Source organism: Thiospirochaeta perfilievii, assembly GCF_008329945.1.
Classification (GTDB): Bacteria; Spirochaetota; Spirochaetia; order DSM-2461; family DSM-2461; genus Thiospirochaeta; species Thiospirochaeta perfilievii.
Genome location: NZ_CP035807.1, coordinates 2,721,108 through 2,744,275, shown reverse-complemented (window position 1 = coordinate 2,744,275; position 23,168 = coordinate 2,721,108). Strand labels below are relative to the sequence as shown.

Genomic DNA, 23,168 nt, shown 5'->3' with positions numbered 1-23,168 from the left:
GGCAGGTATTGATTGGAGTGAAATTTTAGGTGATAAAGATCTTAATATCCCTAAAACAGGAATTAAGAAGATAATAAAAAGGGATGGAAGTATAGACACATATAGACCAGAGAAAATTGCTGCGGCTATATCTAAGGCTATTGAAGCTGTTAGAGGTGTTGATAATCCTGAACTTGATAGTAAACTTACAAAATTAACAGAAAAAAAATTGGAAGAATTTCAACTTACTAGACATCCAAACTCCATTCCAGCCATTGAAGAGATACAAGATATTGTAGAGACAACTCTAATGGAAGCTAAAGAGATAGATATAGCAAAAGCATACATACTATATAGATCGAGACACGAGGCTATTAGAGACCAAAATAAACTATTATTAGATATAGATGAGACAATGGATGGTTACCTATCCCAATCCGACTGGCGGGTTAATGAGAATGCTAATATTAACTTCTCCCTAGGTGGATTAATTTTACACAACTCTGGAACCATTACAGCCAACTACTGGCTTAAAAACATATATACAAAGGAGATTGCAGAGGCCCACTCAACTGGAGCATTTCATATCCATGACCTATCAATGTTTTCAGGGTACTGTGCAGGTTGGTCCCTAAGAGAGCTTATACAAAATGGTTTAGGTGGTGTTTCTGAGAAGATATCATCAAAACCAGCATCCCACCTGTCAACACTGATGTTCCAGATTGTTAACTTCTTTGGGATTATGCAAAATGAGTGGGCTGGAGCTCAAGCTTTTTCAAGTTTTGATACCTTCCTAGCCCCCTTTGTAAGGGCTGATAACTTAGAATACAAAGAGGTAAAACAAGCTATTCAGAGTTTTATTTTTGGTGTAAATACCCCGTCAAGATGGGGAAGCCAGGCACCTTTTACTAACATTACACTAGACTGGACTGTTCCATCTGACTTAAAGGATAAAAAAGCAATTGTTGGTGGAGAGGAACAGGATTACACCTACTCGGACTGTGTAGAAGAGATGAAAATGGTAAATAAAGCATTTTTAGAACTTATGTTAGAGGGTGATGCCAACGGTAGAGGTTTCGCCTACCCTATTCCGACCTACAATATAACACCTGATTTTGACTGGGAGACAGAGAATGCTAAGCTTCTCTTTGAAATAACAGCAAAATATGGAACACCGTATTTTCAGAACTTTGTAAATAGCGATCTAAACCCAGAGGATGTTAGATCCATGTGTTGTAGATTACAACTGGATAAAAGAGAGCTAAGAAAACGGGGTGGTGGTCTTTTTGGAAGTGATGAGTTAACTGGTTCAATTGGGGTTGTTACAATAAACCTACCTAGAATTGGTTATTTAAGTAATACTAAAGAGGAGTTTTACCACAACCTAGGCCACATGATGGATTTAGCAGCCTCATCCCTTCTATTAAAGAGAAAGGTTGTTAATAAAATGATGGAAAACGGTCTTTTCCCATATACTAAAAAATACTTAAGTAATCTAAACAGTCACTTCTCTACAATAGGTTTAGTAGGTATGAATGAGTGCCTTAAAAACTATATCGGTACAGACTTAACAACAGAAGAGGGACAGGATACCGCTAATGAGATTCTAATTTTCATGAGGGACAGATTAGCTGACTATCAAGAAAAGACAGGGGATCTATTTAATTTAGAGGCTACACCTGCAGAGAGTACAAGTTATAGATTAGCAAAACATGATAAAAAGATTTATCCAAATATAATAACTGCAGGAGAGGATGACCCATACTATACAAACTCAACCCAACTTCCTGTTGATTTTACAAGGGATATATTTGAAGCCCTAGATCTTCAGGATGCACTACAGACTAAGTATACAGGGGGAACAGTATTCCACGGTATGCTTGGGGAAGCTATTAAGGACTGGAAGGCGTGTAGAAAGTTAGTTCAAACTATATCACAAAACTACAAGCTACCATTTTTCTCAATCTCCCCAATTTTCTCAATATGTAGTGTTCATGGTTATTTAGCCGGAGCCCATGATAACTGTCCCAAATGCAGAGAAGAAGAAAAAATGAAAATAAACAAACAGATAGAAGAGCTTAAAAAACAAAAAATTACAAATGGAGAGGTTTAAAAAATGATTCAGGCAAAGAGTAAAATTAACGACAAAATTGAAGCTTTAGAGCAACAGTTATTAAGTGTTAAGGGTCGGGAAACTGAACAGTACGCAAGAATAGTTGGTTACTACAGAGCTGTTAAAAACTGGAATAAGGGTAAGAAAGAAGAGTATAAATTCCGGGTTAACTTTAGTAATACAGAGTTTAATAAAGAGACTAACGGAACAGTAGAGCAAAAAAATAGAGTAAAACAACAAGCTGAATCAGAAATTTCTACTAATAAAATTGTAAAATATATGTTTTTCTACAGGACAACTTGTCCAAACTGTCCCCCTGTAAAGGCAATTATAGACTCTCTAGAAATTGATGGGGAGAGTGTTAATGCAGATAGCTCAAATGGTTTTACAAAGGCTGCAAAACATGGAATATTCACTGCTCCAACTGTACTTTTTTTAGATAGTGAAGGGGTAGAGGTAAGTAGAACTTCAAAACCCTCTGACCTTAAAAAACTACTTAGTGAGAGAAAAATAATATAATGAAAATTAGACAGGCAGGGTTTCTTCCTACAACCCTTCTTGATTACCCGGGAGAGGTATCCTCTGTGATATTTCTACCTGGTTGTAATTTAACCTGCCCCTATTGCCACAACCCTACAATTGTTCATCCAGAAATAGATACCCTTGATGCTATAGAAGACGTATTAAATGCAATATATAAGAGAAAAAACCTTATAGGGGCTGTTGTTATTTCCGGGGGAGAACCAACCCTTTACGAGGATCTAAATGAGTATATAGAGATGTTTAAAGGGTGGGGCTTAAAAGTTAAATTAGATACTAATGGTACAAACCCATCTCTTATTAAAACTTTAAAACCAGATTATATAGCAATGGATCTAAAGACATCATTAGATAAATACCCTGCAATTGGTTTTAGTGATTCAGTTAAGATTCTAGAGAGTCTAAATTGGTTAAAAGTTTCCGGGATTGATTACGAGATTAGAACCACTGCTGCTCCAATTATTTTTACAAAGAGTGATTTAATATCAATTTTACCCCTACTTTCCGGTGTAGAGAGATATTTTATTACTAATTTTAACAGAGGAAACACACTGGATCCATCGTATAATATAAATGAACCCTATAGTGTAGAAGAGTTAGAAGAGTTTAAAGATATCTGTTTGGATGCAGGTATTAACTGCACCCTTCGATAACGAACTTAATGTATAACTACTTTAAAGTCTGAAGTATTCGTTCTAGAACTTTTTTTCTATCTAAAGGTTTTACAATATAGTTTTTTGCTCCGGCTAAAAGAGATTTTTTAACTAACTCTTCTTTACCTAATGCACTAATCATAATAACTTTAGCGTCTTTATCAAACTCTATAATTTTCTCAAGGGATGTTACTCCGTCCATTTTAGGCATAGTAATATCCATTGTTACAAGGTCCACATTTGGATGATGTTCTTTATACATTTCAAGACCTTCAGCTCCATCACAAGCTTGGGCGACTACTTCAAATCCTTCGCTAGTAAGAATTTGTGAAATTTGTTTTCGAACAAACATTGAATCATCAACAACAAGTACTCTATATGATTGTCCAGCCGCATTCACTCCATCGGGAGATTTTGTGTTTATAGATGGGAAGTCAGAATTTGTCTTCATCAGTTACTCCATATTTTGTTTTTATTTCTACTTCCATTTTAATCACCCAAGACACAATTAGCAATAGAAAAAAAATAATTTTTCGCCCAGTCTCTTTTTTTGTTATCTTTATCTTTTTTTCTATTGAGATTTTTGGGTCATAGAAGTATCTTTATATCCTATAAAGGGGTTAAATAAATGAAGATTAATATCAGAGAGTGGAAGAGTATTTCCAAGGATGAGCGAGCAAAGATTTTCAAGAGATCTGAACAAAATATTGAAGATGTTTTACCAGTAGTACAGGAGATTATTGATCATGTAAAAAAAGATGGAGATAAGGCCCTACTCCATTATAATGAGAAATTTCTAGGTATACCTTCAGATAAAAACTATTTAAAAGTAAGCGAAGAAGAGTTTGTACAGGCCAAAAATGAGTTAACTGATGAAGTTAAAGAGGCAATACAGTTCTCAATTAATAATATTAAAAAATTCCACGAGGCTCAGAAACCTGAAGCCATAACAATGATGGAGACATCAGAGGGTATTTTTGCCGGGGAGAGAGCAACACCAATTGATTCGGTGGGTTTATATGTACCTGGTGGTCGGGGACATTCCCATCCATGTTATACATGTTAGCTGTACCAGCAGTTATAGCTGGGGTAAAACGAATTTGTGTTACAACTCCACCTAATTCAAAGGGTTTAGCCGATAGTGGCGTACTTTATGCATGCTTCCTTTGTGGTATTTCTGAGGTATATAAAATTGGTGGATCAGAGGCTATTGCAGCCCTAACCTATGGAACAGAGAGTATTAAACCTGTTGTAAAAATATCAGGTCCTGGAAGTATGTATGTAACAGCTGCTAAAAGATTATTATATAGTGTAGTAGATGTGGGACTTCCTGCAGGGCCATCTGAGTCTGCTTTAATTGCAGATAAATATGCAAACCCATACAACATGGCATTAGATTTACTAGTAGAAGCTGAACATGGTTCTGACTCCTCTGCACTACTTTTAACTGATTCAAAGGAGAATGCAGAACTATGTGCAAAATATATGGAAGAGATGATAGAAGACCTGCCAGAACCACGAAAAACATTTGTAACAGATGTTCTACAAGGGTATGGTGGAGTAATAATAACCAAGGATATTAACGAAGCGTGTGATATATCCAATCAGTTTGCACCTGAGCATCTATCCCTACATACTGAGGATCCCTGGGATACAATGGGTAAAATTACTAATGCTGGAGAGATTATTTTAGGAGATTCAACTCCGTTCTCCGCTGTAAACTACTCAGTAGGACCTAATGCTGTACTACCAACAGGTGGTAAGGCTAAAACTTTCTCCGCTGTAGGAGTTAGGGATTTTATTAAATTTTCATCTGTAATCTACTCTACAAAAAGAGGGTATGAGACTTTAAATAAACATGTGCCAATACTTGCAGAGTATGAGGGTTTTACTACCCATGGTAATGCTTTTAAATTGAGGAAATAGTGTTTAGTAGTATTAATGAAGCTTTTGAATGGATGGTATCCTTTACTAATTTTGAAAAGAAACCGGATCTTACAAAGAGAGGATACCGTCTTGATAAGATGGAGTATCTTCTAGAACTTTTTGGGAACCCTCATAGGGCATATAAAACCCTTCATGTCGCTGGCTCTAAGGGAAAGGGATCAACCTGCGCTTTCTTGGCTTCTATTTTAACAAAGGCTGGATTTAAAACAGGGGTGTACTCCTCCCCTCACCTTATAGATTATAGGGAGAGAATAACAGATAATCATACTTTTTTTACTAAAGAGAGTTACTTAGACTGTATTAATAACATTAAGGATAAATTAGATAGTATTGAACCATCGATACTCCCTGGTGGGGAACCTACAACCTTTGAACTTATGACCCTGGCAGCCTTTATTATTTTTAAAAATGAGGGCTGTTCCTGGGCTGTAATAGAGACAGGTTTAGGGGGAAGGTTAGACTCTACAAATGTGGTTTTACCTGAGGCATCAATAATAACATCAATTGAGTTAGAACATACTGAGATATTAGGGGATACCCTAGAGAAAATCAGTTTTGAGAAGGGTGGAATTATAAAACAAGGTAGACCTATTTTTACCTCTAATAGCCGTATAGAGGTTTTAGATACACTAAGTCAGATAGCTAAAGATAGGTCCTCTAGTTTCTACGCTACCACAAAGGATTTTAAGTATGAAATAACTAAGGAAGGTGGTTCCCTATATTATAAAGGTGAAAAGTACAAACTTGGTATTGAGGGTCGTGTTCAAGGGATTAATGGAGTTTTAGCAATAGAAACAGTGAAACAGATACTCCCCCAAATAGATATAGAGACAATAAAACAGGGTCTTATGGAAGCCAAAATCCCTGGGAGATTCCAGGTTGTAAATTTAACACCTACAGTTGTACTAGATGGGGCCCATACTAAGGGTTCTATAGAAGAAGTTGTAAAAACATTTAACAGCTTATACAACAAAGGGACTATAATTTTTGGGGTTATTAAGGGTAAAGATATTATATCAATGGCTAATATAGTATCAAAAAACTTTGAAAATATTATTATATCTACACCTGGCACATTTAAAGAGTCAGATATAGACTTTATTGAGGATATATTTACGGGGTTAAATTGCAGAGTTAAAAAGATAAACTCCCCACTTAGGGCATATAACTATGCAAAAGATATAGGAAACCCTATTCTTGTAACAGGTTCTTTTTATATGGCTGGAGAGATTGGGAGGATTATATTATAATAATGGGAAAAAAGGATAATGTAATAAAATTCCATAAGGTTATAGGACTGCAACTATATGGTTATCTTGCTATGATTCCTTTTTTGTTTGCACTATTAACATTAATAAACAATTATAAACTCTCTAGCCTTATTCAGTACTCTATAGGCTTAATATTTATACTTGTCTTACTGTTAATTAACCATTTGGACCCGGAAGCTAGAGTAACAAAGGATAAAATACTGCTTTATAATACTTTTCATAACCATCCTGTGGTTTTATACAAAAAAGATTTTGTATCCTATGAAAAAATAAACAGTAGATTGGTAAAATTTACATTTAATAATAAGAGTTATGAGCTAAAACTAAACAAGAGAGAGTTAATAAAGTTTGTAAGCATTTTAGAGGATTTAAGTTGAAGAGAATTATTACAATTATAACACTAATATTTTTACTATCTTGCCAAAGAGAGGAAGTGATAAACAGACCTAGTTATGATGATGTTAAATACTATACAACCAATAGTACTAACCCAGACTTTCTAATTAAAACTGAGTTAGAGTCTAAGGATACAGTTATACTAAGCTATCCTGACTATGTTTCCCAAAGTTATAGTCTAATTAAGTACATTTCAGCTATAATTAAAAAGAGTGGAGAACTAACTATCTACCTAGAGGGTCTACCTAATTTTAATGAAAACATACCAGTTATTGATACAATTTTAAAAGAACAACCTAAATTAGGGTTTAAAGAGTTTATCGATATCTATACATTCTTTAAGGATAGTGGGATAAAGTTTACAGGAAACAAGCCTACAGAGTTTGATAAACTTCTAATTCTTTCACCTGAAAGTGATAATCCCAATATAGAGGGAAGTGGTAATGAGATAGAGGTCAAAATGGTAGGAATTAGGGAAACCAGTGATCTATTCCCTATTGTCCAAGAGATTCCAGCAGGGAAAAAGATCTCCTCTGTTTATAGTAGGGATGATAAGAGTACTATTTTAATATTTATGGGAATAGTAACAGAGTATAACCCTATAGAAGCAATAGAACTCTATAGTATAAATAACTACCTAGAAGCACCAGAGGATTTTCTACTTAAAAACAAGTCGATTTTTAAAAAGAGGCAACTTAACAAGATGAATAATATGTTAACTGAAAATATATCAGAAAATTTCAAAATATACGGAGGAAATAGATGAAAGAGATTTTTTTAAAGGATTATATAGAACCAAATTACCTAATCCCAAATGTTGAATTATATATCAATATATTAGAGAAGGAAGCTGTAGTTACATCAATGTTAACTATTGTTAAAAACTGTAGTGGTGATACACCCCTAGTGCTAGATGGGAAGGAGTTAAAATTACACTCTGTTTTATTAGATGGAAAAGAGATTTTTGATTTTGACTATAGTGATGATAAACTTACTATTAAAAACCTACCTAATAAGGCTGTATTAACAACAACAGTTTCAATAGACCCATATAACAATAAATCCATGGAGGGTTTTTATAAATCTGGAAACATACTGTGTACACAGAATGAGGCTGAAGGTTTTAGAAGGGTAACTTTTTTCTCAGATAGACCAGATGTTATGTCAAAATATACAATAACTGTAGAAGGAGATAAAAAGGTTTTTCCTAAACTTTTAAGTAATGGTAATTTAGTTGAGTCTACTCCTATTGGAGAGAACCGATTAAGAAATAAATGGGAAGATCCCTTTGCAAAACCCTGTTACTTAGTTGCAATAGTTGCTGGAGATTTAGAGTCTATAACGGACTCCTTTACAACAAAATCCGGTAGAGTAATTGATCTTGAAATTTATACAGATCCAGGACAATCAAACAAGGCATATCATGCAATGGAGTCACTTAAAAAATCCATGAAGTGGGATGAGGATACCTTTGGACTAGAGTACGACCTTGATCTTTATATGGTAGTCGCTGTTGACTCTTTTAACGCAGGGGCTATGGAAAACAAAGGTTTAAATATATTTAATTCAGCCTATGTTTTAGCTGACCCAAAAACTGCTACAGATAGTGACTTTGAAGGTGTTGAAGGGGTTATAGCCCATGAATACTTCCATAACTGGACAGGAAATAGGGTTACATGTAGGGATTGGTTCCAATTAACCCTAAAAGAGGGCCTTACTGTATTTAGAGATCAAGAGTTCTCCTCAGATAAAACTGATAGAACAGTTAAAAGAATAAGTGATGTATCAATATTACGAAGTCATCAATACCCTGAGGATAAGGGGCCGAACTCCCATCCAATTAAGCCAGAATCATACTTTACAATTGATAACTTTTACACAGCTACTGTTTATGAAAAGGGAGCTGAAGTTATAAGAATGATTTTTACCCTACTTGGTAAAGAAAAATTTAGAGCAGGTATGGATCTATATTTTAAAAGACACACAGGGGAAGCTGTAACAACAGAGGATTTTGTCTCTGCAATGGAAGATGCATCAGGCTTTGATCTAACACAGTTTAAAAGATGGTACTCCCAAGCGGGAACACCTGTTATAAGTGTAGATTCGTCCTATAATAATGGGGAGTTTACTCTTAAAGTTAAACAGGAGATACCAAAAACATCATACAACTGTCCTAGGGAACCCCTATTTTTTCCATTCCCTATTGGTCTTTACGATAAAGATGGTAGAGATTTAACTCCAGAGGCTGGGAAGAATTTAATAATATCCAAGGAGTATGAAGAGTTTACTTTTAAAACAGAAAATAGAGTAATACCATCTTTAGCCCAAGGATTTTCTGCTCCTATCGAGGTAAGATATAACTACTCCACCGATGAATTAATTACACTTTTAACTGCAGATAAGGATAAATTTAATAAATTTGATGCAGCTAGAAGACTAACTATGATCTCAATAGATACTATTATTGGGGATATTAGGACTAATAGAGAGTGTAGTATTGATAAGAGAATAATTGAATCATATAAAAAACTTTTAACCGACCCTACCCTAGAGAAGAGATATTTAGCAACTCTTTTATATATTCCGGAGGTTAAAGATATCGCTTTAACTATGGAAGAGTATGATTTTAAATTAGCAAATAGAGCTAGAAATATATACTTAAAACAGCTAGCAACAGAGTTAAAATCAAACCTCTTTAGACTTTTTGAAGATAATCTTGCAATAGATGCTGTAGCGGAGAGAAGTATAAAAAACAGTGCCCTCTCAATTTTAAGTTTCCTAGGAGATGATATTGCAGAGATAGCACAGAAGCAGTTTGCCTTAGCAGAGAATATGACAGATTATATGGCTGCATTTATGAGCCTTCAAAAGTGTAGTGATACTGTTAGAATCGAAGCGAACAAATCTTTTAAAGAGAAGTGGAAAGATAACTTCCTAGTTATGAATAAGTGGTTTATAACCCAGGCAATAAGGGATGATGAGACTGTTTTAGATGATATTAAAAAGCTGAGTTTAGATGAACTATTTGATAATACAAATCCTAATAGGATTCGAAGCCTATTTGGTGCTTTTGCAGGTAGAAACAGTGCCCACTTCCATAGTGAAGATGGACAGGGGTATAAATTTATTGCTGATAAAATAATTGATATCGACTCATATAACTCCCACGTTTCATCCTCTTTAGCCTCAGCATTCCAGCCATATAAGTATCTTGGGGAGAAGCAGGCTAAATTAATGAAAGAGCAACTTATTAGAATATCCCAAAAAGAGGGTATTTCCACAGGTTTAAATGAGATAATTTTAAAAACTTTAAAAGCTAGGGATTAAATGAAAGTATCTGCAAAAGGGAGGTATGCCGTTAGATCGGTAATAAATCTCTCCCTTTCAATTAATACCCAAAAGTCAGTTAGGGAGGTAGCAACTCAAGAGTCTATCTCCTCTGACTTTTTAGAAAAAATATTTAGATCTTTAAAAAAAGGTGGAATTATTAAGTCTATTCGTGGAGCCCATGGTGGTTTTACCCTTAATAAGCAGCCTGGAGATATTACAGTTTTAGAGGTTTTAGAGGCTATTGGCGAAGAGTTCAACCCTACACCCTGTGCATCGGATAAGTGTGGAAAGGAGTGTGATATATCATACTTTTGGACAATGACAAGAGAGTACGTAACGGACTTTTTTAGTAAGATTACTATTGAAGATATTATAAAAAGAGAAATTAAACTGTGATGGAAAAAATGGAAGAGAATAAATTTGACAAATCTGAGATTAAAGGGATTTTTACTGGTCCCCTATCTCCTGTTATTATTAAGTTAGCAATGCCAATTTTGGCAGGTATGGTATTTCAGCTATTTTATACAATAGTTGATACAGCGTTTATTAACTTTATAGACCCTAAAAACCCAGCTATTTTAGGTGGTACTGGATACATATTTCCAGTTATGTTTGTTGCGATGGCACTATCTAATGGTCTCTCTGTAGGGCTATCCGCCCTAGTTGCAAAGGGTATTGGGGAAAAAGATGATAATATTATATATAAAACTGCAGAGTCTGGTCTATTTATAGCCCTAGTAATATCTGTATTAGTTTATGTTTTTGGATACGTCTTCTCTGAACAGATAATTCTTGGTTTAGGGGCAACAGGAGACTACTTTAAATATGGACACGACTACTTTATCTATATTTTACCAATAACTGGATTTATGTTATTTGGATCTGTACTAGGCGGAATTCTACAGGGTGAAGGTTTGATGCAGAAGTTTATGAACTATATGATAATTGGAACAGTCTTAAATATAGTATTAGACCCCTTCTTTATATTTGAAAGTATAAACCTTAAATTTATTACGATTCCAGGTCTTGGTCTAGGAGTTAAGGGAGCTGCTATAGCCACGGTTATAGGGCAGTTTTTCTCCTTTATATACTTGGTTTCAATATTTATAAAAAAAGAGACATTAGTAACTTTAGAGTGGAAATTCTCCCATGTAACCCCATCTATAATGAAAAGAATATTTTTTATAGGTTTTCCCCAGAGTTTTGGTCAGTTAATTATGTCCTTTGCTTTTGTAATTATGAATTTAATTGCTACAAAAATAGATCCATTAATTGTTACATCCTCCTCCCTTGTAGGTAGGGTCGAACAGCTAGTCTATATGCCACTTTTTGCAATAGCCGCTGCTACTATAACAGTAGTTGGTCAAAATATGGGTCGAAAGAGTGTAGATAGAGTAGAAAAAACGTGGAAGGTAAGTATGTTAATATCCGCAGGGATAGTTCTATTTACATCATCAATGTTTTTTATATTTGCTCAAAAGATCTATGGATTATTTAAACAAACCCCTGAGGTTACCTTTTATGCAGTAACCCAAACAAGGGTAATAATGCCATTTATGCTTATATCCGCTGTTGTAATTATAACTAGGGCTGTCTACCAGGCAATTGGTTATCCAATACCTGGGTTAATGCTTACATCGTTACGTTTTTTTGTAATAGTAATACCTTCAATGCTTATATATGTATTTGTTTTTGACCTTGGTTTCCACGGGATGTTATACGGTCATATTACAGCAATGATTGTTACTGCAATAGTTGCATGGTTCTGGATGAAAAGCTCTATGAAAAAACTTAAATTAGGTAAACTCAAAACAATATAATAAATAAATCCCTCCCAACTGGGAGGAATTTTTATGCCTTAAAAAGTGTCCTTGGTACTAAACCATTAATTATCTCTGTAAGATTTTTATGACCACTAGCAACTATTGTATCAATACCAGCTTTTGTACAAGTTTCAGCAGCAGTAACCTTGGAGATCATTCCACCTAAACCTAGGGAATTGGTCTCTGGTGTTGCCATATCTTTAACTGAATCATCAATTTTTTCTACTAATTCAATTAGTTTTGCACTTTTGTCCTTTTTTGGGTTCCCATCATATAATCCATCAACATCTGTTAACATAAGTAGTAGATCAGCTTCCATCTCCTTTGCAATAAGGGAGGATAAAATATCGTTATCGGTAAATAGCCGCTCGTAATCTAACTCCTCCTTATTTACAAGGTCATTCTCGTTCATAATTGGGAGAATACCCCGCTTTAAATAGGCCTCAATAATATTGTGTACTGACTGTTTCTCCTTAGAAGTCGCAAAATTATGGTGGGTCACTAATATCTGAGCAACAAATATTGATTCATCCCTAAACCAGTTCCTATAGAATTCCATAAGTTTAACCTGTCCCTGGCCAGATAATAGTTGAAGTTCAACAGTGTCCTTTGGTCTAACTTTTACATTACGAACCTCCATACCTGCTGCTACTGATCCAGAAGAGACTAAAACCACCTCGTGTCCAGCCTTCATTAAAGCGGAAATTTCCTTAATTTTATCACCAATCCAGTTATAGTTAATACTACATCCACGACTTATTAAGGCGCTTCCTATTTTTACAACAATCCTCATTTTATATCCTTATGGCTGTAGCATTTTTTTCCACTTGCGTAGTCGGCAACTATATCTCCATGACCAATTAGCTTATATTTATATATAGTTAAACCTTCTAGACCAACAGGGCCCCTTGAATGGATTTTATTAGTTGAGATACCAACTTCTGCTCCAAATCCATATCTATTCCCATCTGCAAATCTAGTTGAAGCGTTTAAAAATACTGATGCAGAGTCTACGTTCATTAAGAATTTATCCCAACTCTCACTATTGTCAGTTACAATACAGTCCGTATGCCCACTACCGTGTTTATTAATAAATGATATAGCATCCTCTAGATCGGAAACAATCTTAATAGAGAGAATATAATCATTATACTCTGTATCCCAATCAACTTCTGTAGCCCTATTAATATCAATAATTTCAACAGTTTTATCACAACCTCGAAGCTCGACTTTATTATCCTCTAAAAATGTTTTAACCCTAGGTAAAAACTCCTTAGCAATTGACTCTTCCACAAGTAGAGTCTCTATGGCGTTACATACTGCAGGATACTGACACTTTGAATCTAAGGTTAATTTAAGCCCCATATCAATGTCCCCATCCTTAGACATAAATAGATGGCAGATACCATCTGTATGACCCATTACAGGAATTTTTGTATTATTCTTTATATATTGAACTAACTCATTACCACCCCGGGGTATCATTAAGTCAATATACTGATCTAGTTCTAAGATCTCTTTTATATCTTCCCGGGATTCAGCTAACTCAAGGGAAGAAGCTAGAGTCTCACTAACTGTAAAAAGACTCTCTCTAATTACTTTAAAGAGGGCTCTATTTGTATGGATGGCCTCTTTTCCACCCTTTAGAATTCCACAGTTTCCAGATTTTATAAATAGGGATGATATTTGAACTAGGGCATCTGGTCGAGATTCAAAAATAACCCCTATTACCCCTATAGGAACTGAGAACCTAGTTAGAGTTAAATTGCTATCAAGTTCCCTTTTTAATTGCACCTGCCCTAAAGGGTCTTTTAACCCCCTTACTTCCTGGATACCTGAGATAATTGTCTCAATTTTGTCCCTTGATAAAATTAATCTTTTATATAGAGAGTTATTTAACCCCTGGGAACTATCTAAATCCTTTCTATTTTCAGAGAGGATATAGTCTATATTATCAAGTAGCCCCTTCTCTATACTTAAAAGGGCTCTATTTCTTATATCTACATCTATTGAGGACAACTTAGAACTTATCCCCTTTAAGGCTATTACACTATCTTTTATCATTTTCCACCTAACTCTTTACTTCTTTTAACAGTTGCTATAACAGTCTCTTTTATAATTTTTTCAATATTAGAACTTTCCAGAATTTCTCTACCTGCTACGGTCGTACCTCCAGGAGAGCTAACCATTTTAATTAGTTCCTCTATTTCCATATCCTTTTCTAGAAGCAGCTTAGCTGTTCCTAAAAATGTATTAAGTGCTAACTTCCTTGATGTCTGACTATCTAGGCCCTGGTCAATACCAGCATTAATAAAATGGTTCATTATTCTTGCAGCAAAGGCGGGACCTGAACCACTTATTCCTGTAACAGCATCCATAGACTCATCTTCCACTTCAATAGCCATCCCAGAGTAGTTTAAAAAACTTAGAACATCACTTTTTTGCTTTTCACTCATGGTTTTAGAGAAAGATACACCTGCTGCCATTTCACCTACTAAGGATGGAGTATTTGGCATAACCCTTGTAACAAAGGCTTTAGGTAGTTTTTCAACTAATGACTCTAGGCTTATTCCAGCGGCTATTGAGACAACGATCTTATTACAATCTACTAGATCTGCTAATACAATATCAATTATCTGGGGTTTAACTGCTAAGATAACTATATCCGAACTATCAGCTAGGGACTTAATTGAGGGGTATTCTACAGCAGTATTAAAAGAGTTCAAAAAAAGCTTAACCCTATTACTATCTATGTCGTAAACACCTATTGTACTCTCTTTACTCCCGTTAAAAAGAGCATCCGCCATGGCATATGCCATATTACCAGCGCCAATAAAACTAATTTTTTTCATATCTCTCCCTCTATTTTACTCATTATTATAATGAACCATAATAATTTTTCTTTCAATATCTTAAAAGGTTAGATTTAATTATGGCTTTTTATTCATATTTAATTTATGTTATTTTTATGAATGAAAAATTTAGAAAAAAAACCAGATTTCAGGCCAATTTTGATGGGTACTTTCGTCTAAGGTATGCAGATAAGTGGCAGGATTGTTATATATATGACATAAGTGAGTCTGGAACTCTACTTAGGATTAAGCAGACATTAATTGTTGGGGATGAGTTAGAAATATGTTTAGATATTAATAATACAAATGATGTTATAGTAGGAACTGTAGCCAATGTACAGGGTCAAGTAGCTGGTATAGAGTTTAAAACAAAAAATATCAATCTTATTGTTGATAGAGCAATAGAGAGAGCCTTTGAAGAGGCGAGAAAGGATAAAAAAAAGGGGTTTTAAAACCCCTTTTTTAAAAACTTATTCCTTGGCGGAAAACTCTTTCTGTATCTTAAGGAAGGATTCTAGTCCAACGGCATCAAAGGGGTTTAACGCCCCACCATTACTTCCACCTAAAATCATCATCTCTGGGAATTTTACTTTAGCTAATTCAGCAGCTACGCCAATAGCTACTTCTTTATTTATTTGTGCTTCCATCTCAGGAGCTAACCCCGCTGATACTAAGAGTCTATTTTTCTCAGCCTCTGCCTTAGCTTTCTCTAGGGTTGCTAGGGCATTTAGCTTTTCAGTCTCATATCGTAAATTAGCAACATCCCGCTCTTTTTCAGCCTTTGTTACTGCTTTTATCTTCTCAACATTCTCTAAAGCTTTAGCTTCAGCTTCCTTTGCCTTACCCTGTTCCTCGGCAGTTATTGCATCCTGTTTAGCTCTCTCAGCATTTGCCTTAGCTACTACCCTCTGCTGCTCTGCTTCTTTTTTCTTTGCTATTAGGGAGTCTATTGTTTGATCAAAGTCAATATCCTTAATAACAAACTGTAGAACTTCTATTTGGTAACGAACAAATGGCGACTCTTTTCTTATCAATCTTTGTCCATCAGGACCTACTTTAACTTCAACATATCTCTCTATAAACTGGTTGCCATCAGCATCTTTGGTTTTAATTTCCTCTGAACTAGTCTCAAAGATTCCTAGCTTAACCTGCTCTTCAGCTAAAGATGTAAACTCTGAACGCCTGGATGAGTAGGACTCCTCTGCTTTCATTAAAGTTGCAGTTTGCATTAATGCCTCGGTAACAACCTGTCTTACAAGATCCTGTTTTACAGCCTCATAGGACTTATAATCAGCATGTAAACTTATCTGGGTATCCTCAACTAGGGATAGTCTATACTTTATAGAACCAGATATCTCTGCTGTACCACCATCGTTAAATCGAACTTTTATAGGAGCAGCTTCAAAACCTGAGCCACCCTCTTCATCATACTTAGAGAAGTAATACATATCTGATATTTGATATGTAGTAATATCACCAAATAGTTGTGGATACATACCAGGTTTACTTCTAACACTCATTGTTCCAGTAACAGCTGCCTGTTTTACCTGATAATAACCAGATTTATTTGTTGTTACTAAAGAATTAGATAAAAATAACAGTGCTGCTACTGCTATTACAACAAAAACTACTACTCCTACTTTTCTAGGACTTGTGGATTTCCCTTCCCCCATTAAAAAACTCCTCTTTTTATTATTATTTTAAATATTAAGATTTTAAAAAATTATCAATGTCACTTTTATTGGTTTTTACTCGATTTGTATCAATTCCATCAATTTCATCATGGATCTCTTTTTCTAACTCAATATTATCTATTTTATCTTCAATATCAGATTTTCTCCAAGCATCTGTAGCTACACGGTAGATAATATAACCACCAAAGCAGAGAATTAAAAAAATTATAAACCTATAAAATATCAACTTTTTTACCTCCAAACTAAAAAACCGGAGATTAGACTCCGGTATTCTATTATTTATCCTCTTTCTTATCCTTAGTTGGATCTTTTAATTTCAACTCAACTTCATTAACAAATGGGTTCTCTTTTTTATGTTCAACATTAACCTTAGGAGGTGCATTCTTTTTTGCCTCCATAATAGCTTTATTTCTCTCTAATATCTCATCGTTACGTTTTTTTCCAGTCTCTTGGGCTCTTTCTGAAGGCTTCATATCCAGCGCTTTTCTATCACTGTAACTTTGAGAACCTACAGCATCCTCTTTAACGAACTTCATAAACTCTTCACTTGTTAAAACTTCATCATGCATCAAAATCTCTGTTAAGGACTCTAATAATACCTTATGTTTCTTAAGTAGTACTTGAACGTGTTCATATCTCTCGGATAAAACCTTTGAAATCTCATCATCAATATACTGCTGAGTTGTCTCAGAGTACTCTTTGGTACTTCCTCCACCTTGTAAGTAGGAGTTTTGTTGTACACTTAAGGCAACGTTTTTAAATCGATCACTCATACCATATACAGTAATCATATTTTTAACTATTTTAGTCGCCCTTTCAATATCATTAGAAGCCCCAGTTGAAAGTTTATTATATATTAAAAGCTCTGCAGCTCGTCCACCTAAAAGGACATCAACTTCCCCAATTAGCTCCTCTTCTGTCATTAAAAATCTATCTTCTGTAGGAGTCTGCATTGTATAACCTAGAGCACCAAATCCCCTAGGTACAATTGAAATCTTCTGAACAGGATTTTGATCTGGAGTAAATGCAGCAACTAATGCGTGTCCAACTTCATGGTATGCTACAATCTCCCTCTCCCTTGGGTTTATTAATCTATTTTTCTTCTCAAGACCAGCAACTGATTTCTCAATAGCTTCTTCAAAGTCGCTCTGTATTACAGTTTTCCTACCAGCTCTTACAGCTAATAGTGCTGCCTCATTAACAATATTTGCCAAATCTGCACCTACAAATCCCGGTGTAGCCTTAGCAACATCCTTTAGACACAGATCACCATCTAACTTTACACCCTTAGAGTGAATTCTTAGGATCTCTTCTCGACCTAAAAGGTCTGGTTTATCAACTAAAACCTGTCTATCAAAACGTCCAGGTCTTAATAGTGCTGGGTCTAGAATTTCAGGTCTATTTGTTGCAGCTAGTAGTATAACCCCTGTTTGGGTATCAAACCCATCCATCTCTACTAATAACTGGTTTAAAGTCTGCTCTCTCTCATCATTTGTAGACATAGCAGCTGCCCTACTTTTACCAATAGCATCTAACTCATCAATAAAAATAATTGCTGGAGATTTCTCCCTAGCCTGTTTAAATAGATCCCTTACCCTTGCAGCACCTACACCAACAAACATCTCAACAAAGTCTGCACCACTTAGTCTAAAAAATGTTACACCAGCCTCACCAGCTACAGCTTTGGCCATTAGAGTTTTACCAGTACCTGGAGGACCTACTAGTAGTACACCCTTAGGTATCTTCCCACCAATCTCAGTATATTTTTTTGAGTTCTTTAAGAAGTCTACAACTTCTTCTAACTCATATTTTGCTTCTTCACACCCTGCAACATCATTAAAAACGACTCCAGTATTTGTCTCTGAAAGAATTTTAGACTTATTTTGGCCAAAATTCATAACATTGGAACCACCCATACCACCAATCTTTTTAAACATAAATCGCCATATTAAAAACATTAAACCAAGGGGAATAACCCACTGTAATAACATTCCTATTAGAGGGTTGTTATCAACTGGAATAACCTCATACTCAACCTTAGAATCCTCTAACATCTTTGTAAAGTTAGTGTCTGTTAATGCAGGTAGAGGGACAGCCTTATAAGATGATATTCTAGTCATATCAGAACTCTTTGGATCGGTTAAATAACCTTCATAAAAGCCATCAACAATTTTAACATATTTAATTTCGCCAGTTGAAATTTTATATTTAAAATCACTTAGAGGTATTGTATTAGTAGAGATATTTGAAAAGTAGGAGTTTATTGCAACTATAGCAATTATTACTCCAATAAGGTAGATAAATGGGAATTTACCATTTCCACCCTTTAATTTCTTCATAACCTCATCAATCTTATCTTTATTTCCATTATCTGGATTATTATTATCGCCACTGGCCATTGTATTCTCCTTGGTATGTTATTAACAATTTATGTATAAAAAAGCAAAAAGTAAAGTAAAAGCCTATTTATTAATCTTATCATTATGAAAAAGAATAAACTCTTTTGCATCTAAAGGTCTACTATAGTAGAAACCTTGAATTAGAGGGCAACCTAAATTTTTAATAAAATCCCTCTGTTCCACAGTTTCAACCCCCTCTGCAATTACTTTCAAGTCCAGGTTTTGGGCTAGGTTTAAGATACTTTTAACTATAGCAATATTCCCTTGCTCATCTAAAATGTTCTCTATAAATGATTTATCTATTTTAAGTTTATCAATTGGGAACCTCTTTAAATAACTAAGGGATGAGAATCCAGTTCCAAAATCGTCTATAGCTAGTTTAAAACCCATATCTTTTAAACCATACATAGTTTTTATTGATAGATCTATATCATCAACAAAAGCACTCTCTGTTATTTCAAGTTCAATTAGTGATGTATCAACCTTATTATAAAATATATTTCTAATTAATGGGAGTAGTCTTTTATCATTAAACTGTACCCCTGAAATATTTATAGCCATAGTTGTTTCACGTAGGTTATTTTCCTTCCAATTTTCCAATTGATTACAACTATTTCTTAGAACCCACTCCCCTATAGGAGTCATTAAACCCTTTTTTTCAGCTATTGGAATGAATCTAGTTGGGGATACAAACCCTCTATCTCTGTTTTCCCATCTTATTAAGGCCTCAGCTCCTACGGTTTTATTCTTAAGTATATCTACCTGGGGCTGGTAAACCATCTTAAGTTCCCTTCTCTCAATGGATTTTCTAAGATCACTAATTAATTGGAACTGCTCAACAACTGATTCATTCATATTTGATTCATAAAAACAGAAGGTATTAAACTCCTCTTTTCTCGACTCCTGCATTGCTGAATCTGCGTTTCGAATAAGCTCTTCTGATGTTTCTCCGTCGGAATTATAAAGAGCAATCCCTAGGTTAACAGATAGAAAAAAGTCATTTCCTTTAACGTTAAATGGTTCATAAAATGAGTCTATAATTTCAAAGGCTCGGCTCTCTATATCTTCAGAGTTAACATAAGTAAAATAGAGAACAAACCTATCTAGACCAAAACTAAATATATTTTCACTCTTAATACAATCAATTAGTCTAAAGGCTATCTCTTTTAATACAGAGTCCCCTTGCTTATGTCCAAAAGTTTCAGGAATTAGAGAAAAATTATTAACATCTAGATATATTACTGCAATATTCTCTCTTTTCTCTTTAATAAATTCATTAAGTTTTTTCTCACCAAAAAACCTATTGGCAACATTAGTACTTTGATCGATCCGTTCAAGATAGTGTAACTCTTGCAGAGTTTGAAGTTTAGCGGTTACGTCGGAAATAATTCCTAGATACTTTGTTTTAAAACCATCCCTATACTTTAATAATTTTTGGTTCATAACATAAAGAGAGTTATCTAGCTTATTAGTATCCCAGACCTCATCTTCCCAAAAACCATTAACATCTATAATCTCCCACATTCTTTTATAAAAACCGTTATCATGCCAGCCAGAGGAAACAGAGGTTGGAATTTTACCGGTTATATTATTTGAAATATTTCCAGTTATTTCTAAGTAACGCTTATTTGAATAGACCAATGACTTGTGGTGATCTAAAATAAAGACACCCTCTGATGTTGAGTTTAACAATAAATCTATAAATCTTCGGTCTACTTTTGTAAACTTCACCCTTTTATTCTTTAACTTCCTTTTCTTCAGTCTCATCATCTTTTTTCAAAGGCTTAGCATTTTTACACTTAGGATAAGCACTACAAGCAAGAAATGGTCCTCTTCTACTATTTTTTACAACCATATCTGCACCACACTTCTCGCACACCTCACCTTCTACTTCAGGAAGTATAACTGGTTCTCCATTCTTATCAAGAGCTATTGTATTTTTACAATCTGGATAACCAGAACAAGCTAAGAATGGGCCCATTCGTCCAACCTTAACTTCCATTTTTTTTCCGCATTTATTACAATCCATATCAATTTTTGGAAGGGTAACAATATTACCTTCGTTATCCAGGGATACAGAACCTTTACAGTCGGGATACTGGCTACAAGCTAGGAATTTTTTTCCATACCTTGTGGTTTTAAGAAGTAACTGACTAGAACATATAGGACACTTCTCATCCTTATATCTTTCAGACTCTTCATCCTCTACCCCTTCACCTGGCATTGCGATTAAACCCTTACACTCTGGATAGTCGGAACAACCTAAAAATGCTCCATTTTTTGAGTACTTAATAACAAGACCCTTACCACACTTAGGGCACTTCTCTTCACCTAAATACGGTCTACCCTTTAGGGGTTCAGCCTTCTCAGTAGCTACTTCTATGGCTTCTAAAAAGGGTTTGTAAAACTCATCAATTAGTTTTACCCAATCTTTCTGGCCATGTTCAACCTTATCTAGGTCAGACTCCATATCAGCTGTAAATTGCAACTCCATAATATTGGTAAAGTTTTGCTGTAACATGTCGTTTACAGCCATTCCAAGCTCGGTAGCATGGAAGGCTCTCTTCTCTAACCTTACATAACCCCGCTCTTTTATTGTCTTAACAATTGGAGCATAGGTTGATGGCCTACCAATACCCTCTTTTTCAAGAGCTCGAACTAAACTTGCTTCATTAAACCGTGCTGGTGGTTTAGTAAAGTGCTGACTCTCGGTTAATTTATTTAGATCAATCTTATCACCAATTTGAACTTTAGGAAGATCCTGATACTTATCATCATCTTTTTTACTATCTTTTAAAAGTATAGTATAACCATCAAATATTGTAACACGTCCCTTAGCTTCAAAAAGACCTTGGTTGGCATTTATTGAAATTGTAGTAATATTATATATTGCAGGTTTCATTTGACAAGCGACAAATCTTTCCCATATTAATTTATAAAGTTTATACTGCTCTTCTGTTACAAAGGGTTTAATTTTCTCTGGTGTATTATATACAGATGTGGGTCTTATAGCTTCATGGGCGTCCTGGGCATTCTTTTTTGTACTCCAACTATTTTCTGTCTCTGGTAAATACTTATCGGAATAAACTTCCCCGATATACTTTCTAACCTCTTCAATACCCTCAGGAGCAATTCTTGTAGAGTCAGTTCTCATATAAGTTATAAGACCTGTATGAACTCCGTCCTCTATTTCTGTACCCTCGTATAATCTCTGGGCAACCTGCATTGTTCTACTAGTTCCAAAACCTAGGTTTGTACTTGCGGCCTGTTGTAGGGTAGATGTAATAAATGGAGCTCCAGCTTTACCCTTACTCTCTTTACTTACAATATCTTTAACTACAAAGTCGCTCTCTCTAAGAATCTTCCCAATCTCTAGAACAGAATCAGAAGTTTGTGCAAACTTATTACCAAGGGCGAATTTTTCATCCTTCCATTTAATTAGTTCTGCGTTAAAGTCTAAATCTTTATTAAGGTCTGCTGATATTTTCCAAAACTCTTCAGGAATAAATGCAGCTATCTCACGCTCTCTCTCTACAACTATTTTCACAGCTACAGACTGTACCCTTCCTGCACTTAAATTCTTTGCAATTTTAGTCCATAAAAATGGGGATAGGTTAAAACCTACTAATCTGTCTAAGACTCGACGTCCCTGTTGGGCATTTACTCTATCCATATCGATTCTAGATGGGTTTGCAACAGCATCTAAAACAGCCTTTTTAGTTACCGCTGAGTAGGTTACTCTATTAGCCTGTTCATCTGTTAGACCAAGTGCTTCCTTTAAATGCCACGCAATAGCCTCACCCTCTCTATCGGGGTCCGGTGCAAGGTAGATAACATCTGCTTTCTCTGCTGCCTCTTTAAGCTCTTTAACTGTTTTCTCTTTTCCCTTAATAATTCCATAATCTGGGGTATAGTTATTATCAACATCAATCCCAAATGCCTTTTTCCCTCGGCCTTTTTTTAGGTCACGGATATGACCAACAGAAGCCTTTACTGTGAAATCTTTTCCTAGGAATTTTTTTATTGTCTTAGCTTTTGCGGGACTCTCCACAATTAGTAGTTTTTTCTCTTTTGTTGCCAAAAAAATCTCCTTATTTAATAGATCTCACTTCAGAAAATAGAATGGATCGACGAGCTTAGTATATGAATTAATAATAAAGGATAGCGTTTA

General features: G+C 35.0%; 19 protein-coding genes and 1 pseudogene. 11 read left to right on the top strand and 9 right to left on the bottom strand.

Features of this window, described 5'->3' with window-relative positions:
* The first annotated feature begins 7 nt into the window (after window positions 1-7).
* The 3 genes from EW093_RS12600 to EW093_RS12590 are packed head-to-tail and all read left to right on the top strand — an operon-like array spanning window position 8 to window position 3,285.
* Window positions 8-2,092 carry a ribonucleoside triphosphate reductase gene (locus tag EW093_RS12600; protein ID WP_246745112.1) on the top strand — a complete coding sequence of 695 codons (2,085 nt, stop codon included), beginning with the start codon at window positions 8-10 and terminating at the stop codon, window positions 2,090-2,092.
* Window positions 2,093-2,095: 3 nt separating this feature from the next.
* Entirely contained in the window at window positions 2,096-2,611 is a 516-nt protein-coding gene (locus EW093_RS12595; RefSeq protein WP_149568756.1) for a thioredoxin family protein, read from the top strand.
* Window positions 2,611-3,285: an anaerobic ribonucleoside-triphosphate reductase activating protein gene (locus tag EW093_RS12590; protein WP_149568755.1), complete on the top strand. Its 675-nt coding sequence runs from the start codon at window positions 2,611-2,613 to the stop codon at window positions 3,283-3,285. The genes EW093_RS12595 and EW093_RS12590 overlap by 1 nt, the downstream gene beginning before the upstream one ends.
* A gap of 16 nt (window positions 3,286-3,301) precedes the next feature.
* Here the strand turns inward: EW093_RS12590 and EW093_RS12585 are convergent, their stop codons facing one another.
* Entirely contained in the window at window positions 3,302-3,736 is a 435-nt protein-coding gene (locus tag EW093_RS12585) for a response regulator (RefSeq protein ID WP_149568754.1), read from the bottom strand.
* A 177-nt stretch (window positions 3,737-3,913) separates the two neighbouring features.
* Between EW093_RS12585 and hisD the strand changes: the two are divergent.
* The 7 genes and pseudogenes from hisD to EW093_RS12550 all read left to right on the top strand — a co-directional run bounded on the left by hisD (window position 3,914) and on the right by EW093_RS12550 (window position 12,049).
* Window positions 3,914-5,211: pseudogene (gene hisD / locus EW093_RS12580) on the top strand (histidinol dehydrogenase).
* Window positions 5,211-6,482 (top strand): bifunctional folylpolyglutamate synthase/dihydrofolate synthase, encoded by a 1,272-nt coding sequence (locus EW093_RS12575; RefSeq protein ID WP_149568753.1) that lies wholly within the window; start codon window positions 5,211-5,213, stop codon window positions 6,480-6,482. The pseudogene hisD and the gene EW093_RS12575 overlap by 1 nt, the downstream one beginning before the upstream one ends.
* A gap of 2 nt (window positions 6,483-6,484) precedes the next feature.
* Complete coding sequence (locus tag EW093_RS12570) at window positions 6,485-6,880, top strand: hypothetical protein (protein WP_149568752.1); 396 nt, start codon at window positions 6,485-6,487, stop codon at window positions 6,878-6,880.
* Entirely contained in the window at window positions 6,877-7,665 is a 789-nt protein-coding gene (locus tag EW093_RS12565; RefSeq protein ID WP_149568751.1) for a hypothetical protein, read from the top strand. Before EW093_RS12570 ends, EW093_RS12565 begins: the two co-directional genes overlap by 4 nt.
* Window positions 7,662-10,226 (top strand): aminopeptidase N, encoded by a 2,565-nt coding sequence (gene pepN, locus EW093_RS12560; protein WP_149568750.1) that lies wholly within the window; start codon window positions 7,662-7,664, stop codon window positions 10,224-10,226. The genes EW093_RS12565 and pepN overlap by 4 nt, the downstream gene beginning before the upstream one ends.
* Window positions 10,227-10,625, top strand: coding sequence for an RrF2 family transcriptional regulator (locus EW093_RS12555; protein WP_149568749.1), 399 nt, complete (start codon window positions 10,227-10,229; stop codon window positions 10,623-10,625).
* Window positions 10,625-12,049, top strand: a complete 1,425-nt coding sequence (locus tag EW093_RS12550) for an MATE family efflux transporter (RefSeq protein WP_149568748.1) — start codon at window positions 10,625-10,627, stop codon at window positions 12,047-12,049. The genes EW093_RS12555 and EW093_RS12550 overlap by 1 nt, the downstream gene beginning before the upstream one ends.
* Before the next feature lie 31 nt (window positions 12,050-12,080).
* Here the strand turns inward: EW093_RS12550 and proB are convergent, their stop codons facing one another.
* The 3 genes from proB to proC are packed head-to-tail and all read right to left on the bottom strand — an operon-like array spanning window position 12,081 to window position 14,904.
* Complete coding sequence (gene proB, locus EW093_RS12545) at window positions 12,081-12,845, bottom strand: glutamate 5-kinase (protein ID WP_149568747.1); 765 nt, start codon at window positions 12,843-12,845, stop codon at window positions 12,081-12,083.
* The gene (locus tag EW093_RS12540; protein WP_149568746.1) at window positions 12,842-14,116 is read right to left on the bottom strand and encodes a glutamate-5-semialdehyde dehydrogenase; all 1,275 of its coding nucleotides are present in this window, start codon (window positions 14,114-14,116) and stop codon (window positions 12,842-12,844) included. The genes proB and EW093_RS12540 overlap by 4 nt, the downstream gene beginning before the upstream one ends.
* Window positions 14,113-14,904 carry a pyrroline-5-carboxylate reductase gene (gene proC, locus EW093_RS12535; RefSeq protein WP_149568745.1) on the bottom strand — a complete coding sequence of 264 codons (792 nt, stop codon included), beginning with the start codon at window positions 14,902-14,904 and terminating at the stop codon, window positions 14,113-14,115. The genes EW093_RS12540 and proC overlap by 4 nt, the downstream gene beginning before the upstream one ends.
* Before the next feature lie 116 nt (window positions 14,905-15,020).
* Between proC and EW093_RS12530 the strand changes: the two genes are divergently transcribed.
* Entirely contained in the window at window positions 15,021-15,356 is a 336-nt protein-coding gene (locus EW093_RS12530) for a PilZ domain-containing protein (RefSeq protein WP_187759703.1), read from the top strand.
* 18 nt (window positions 15,357-15,374) lie between these two features.
* Here EW093_RS12530 and EW093_RS12525 read toward each other — a convergent pair whose 3' ends face one another.
* The 5 genes from EW093_RS12525 to topA all read right to left on the bottom strand — a co-directional run bounded on the left by EW093_RS12525 (window position 15,375) and on the right by topA (window position 23,078).
* Entirely contained in the window at window positions 15,375-16,577 is a 1,203-nt protein-coding gene (locus EW093_RS12525) for an SPFH domain-containing protein (RefSeq protein WP_149568743.1), read from the bottom strand.
* Between the two features lie 34 nt (window positions 16,578-16,611).
* Window positions 16,612-16,824, bottom strand: a complete 213-nt coding sequence (locus EW093_RS12520; protein ID WP_149568742.1) for a hypothetical protein — start codon at window positions 16,822-16,824, stop codon at window positions 16,612-16,614.
* 49 nt (window positions 16,825-16,873) lie between these two features.
* Window positions 16,874-18,997 (bottom strand): ATP-dependent zinc metalloprotease FtsH, encoded by a 2,124-nt coding sequence (gene ftsH / locus EW093_RS12515; RefSeq protein ID WP_149568741.1) that lies wholly within the window; start codon window positions 18,995-18,997, stop codon window positions 16,874-16,876.
* 63 nt (window positions 18,998-19,060) lie between these two features.
* Entirely contained in the window at window positions 19,061-20,728 is a 1,668-nt protein-coding gene (locus EW093_RS12510) for a sensor domain-containing protein (RefSeq protein ID WP_187759702.1), read from the bottom strand.
* Window positions 20,729-20,732: 4 nt separating this feature from the next.
* Entirely contained in the window at window positions 20,733-23,078 is a 2,346-nt protein-coding gene (topA, locus tag EW093_RS12505) for a type I DNA topoisomerase (protein WP_149568739.1), read from the bottom strand.
* Window positions 23,079-23,168: the final 90 nt, after the last annotated feature.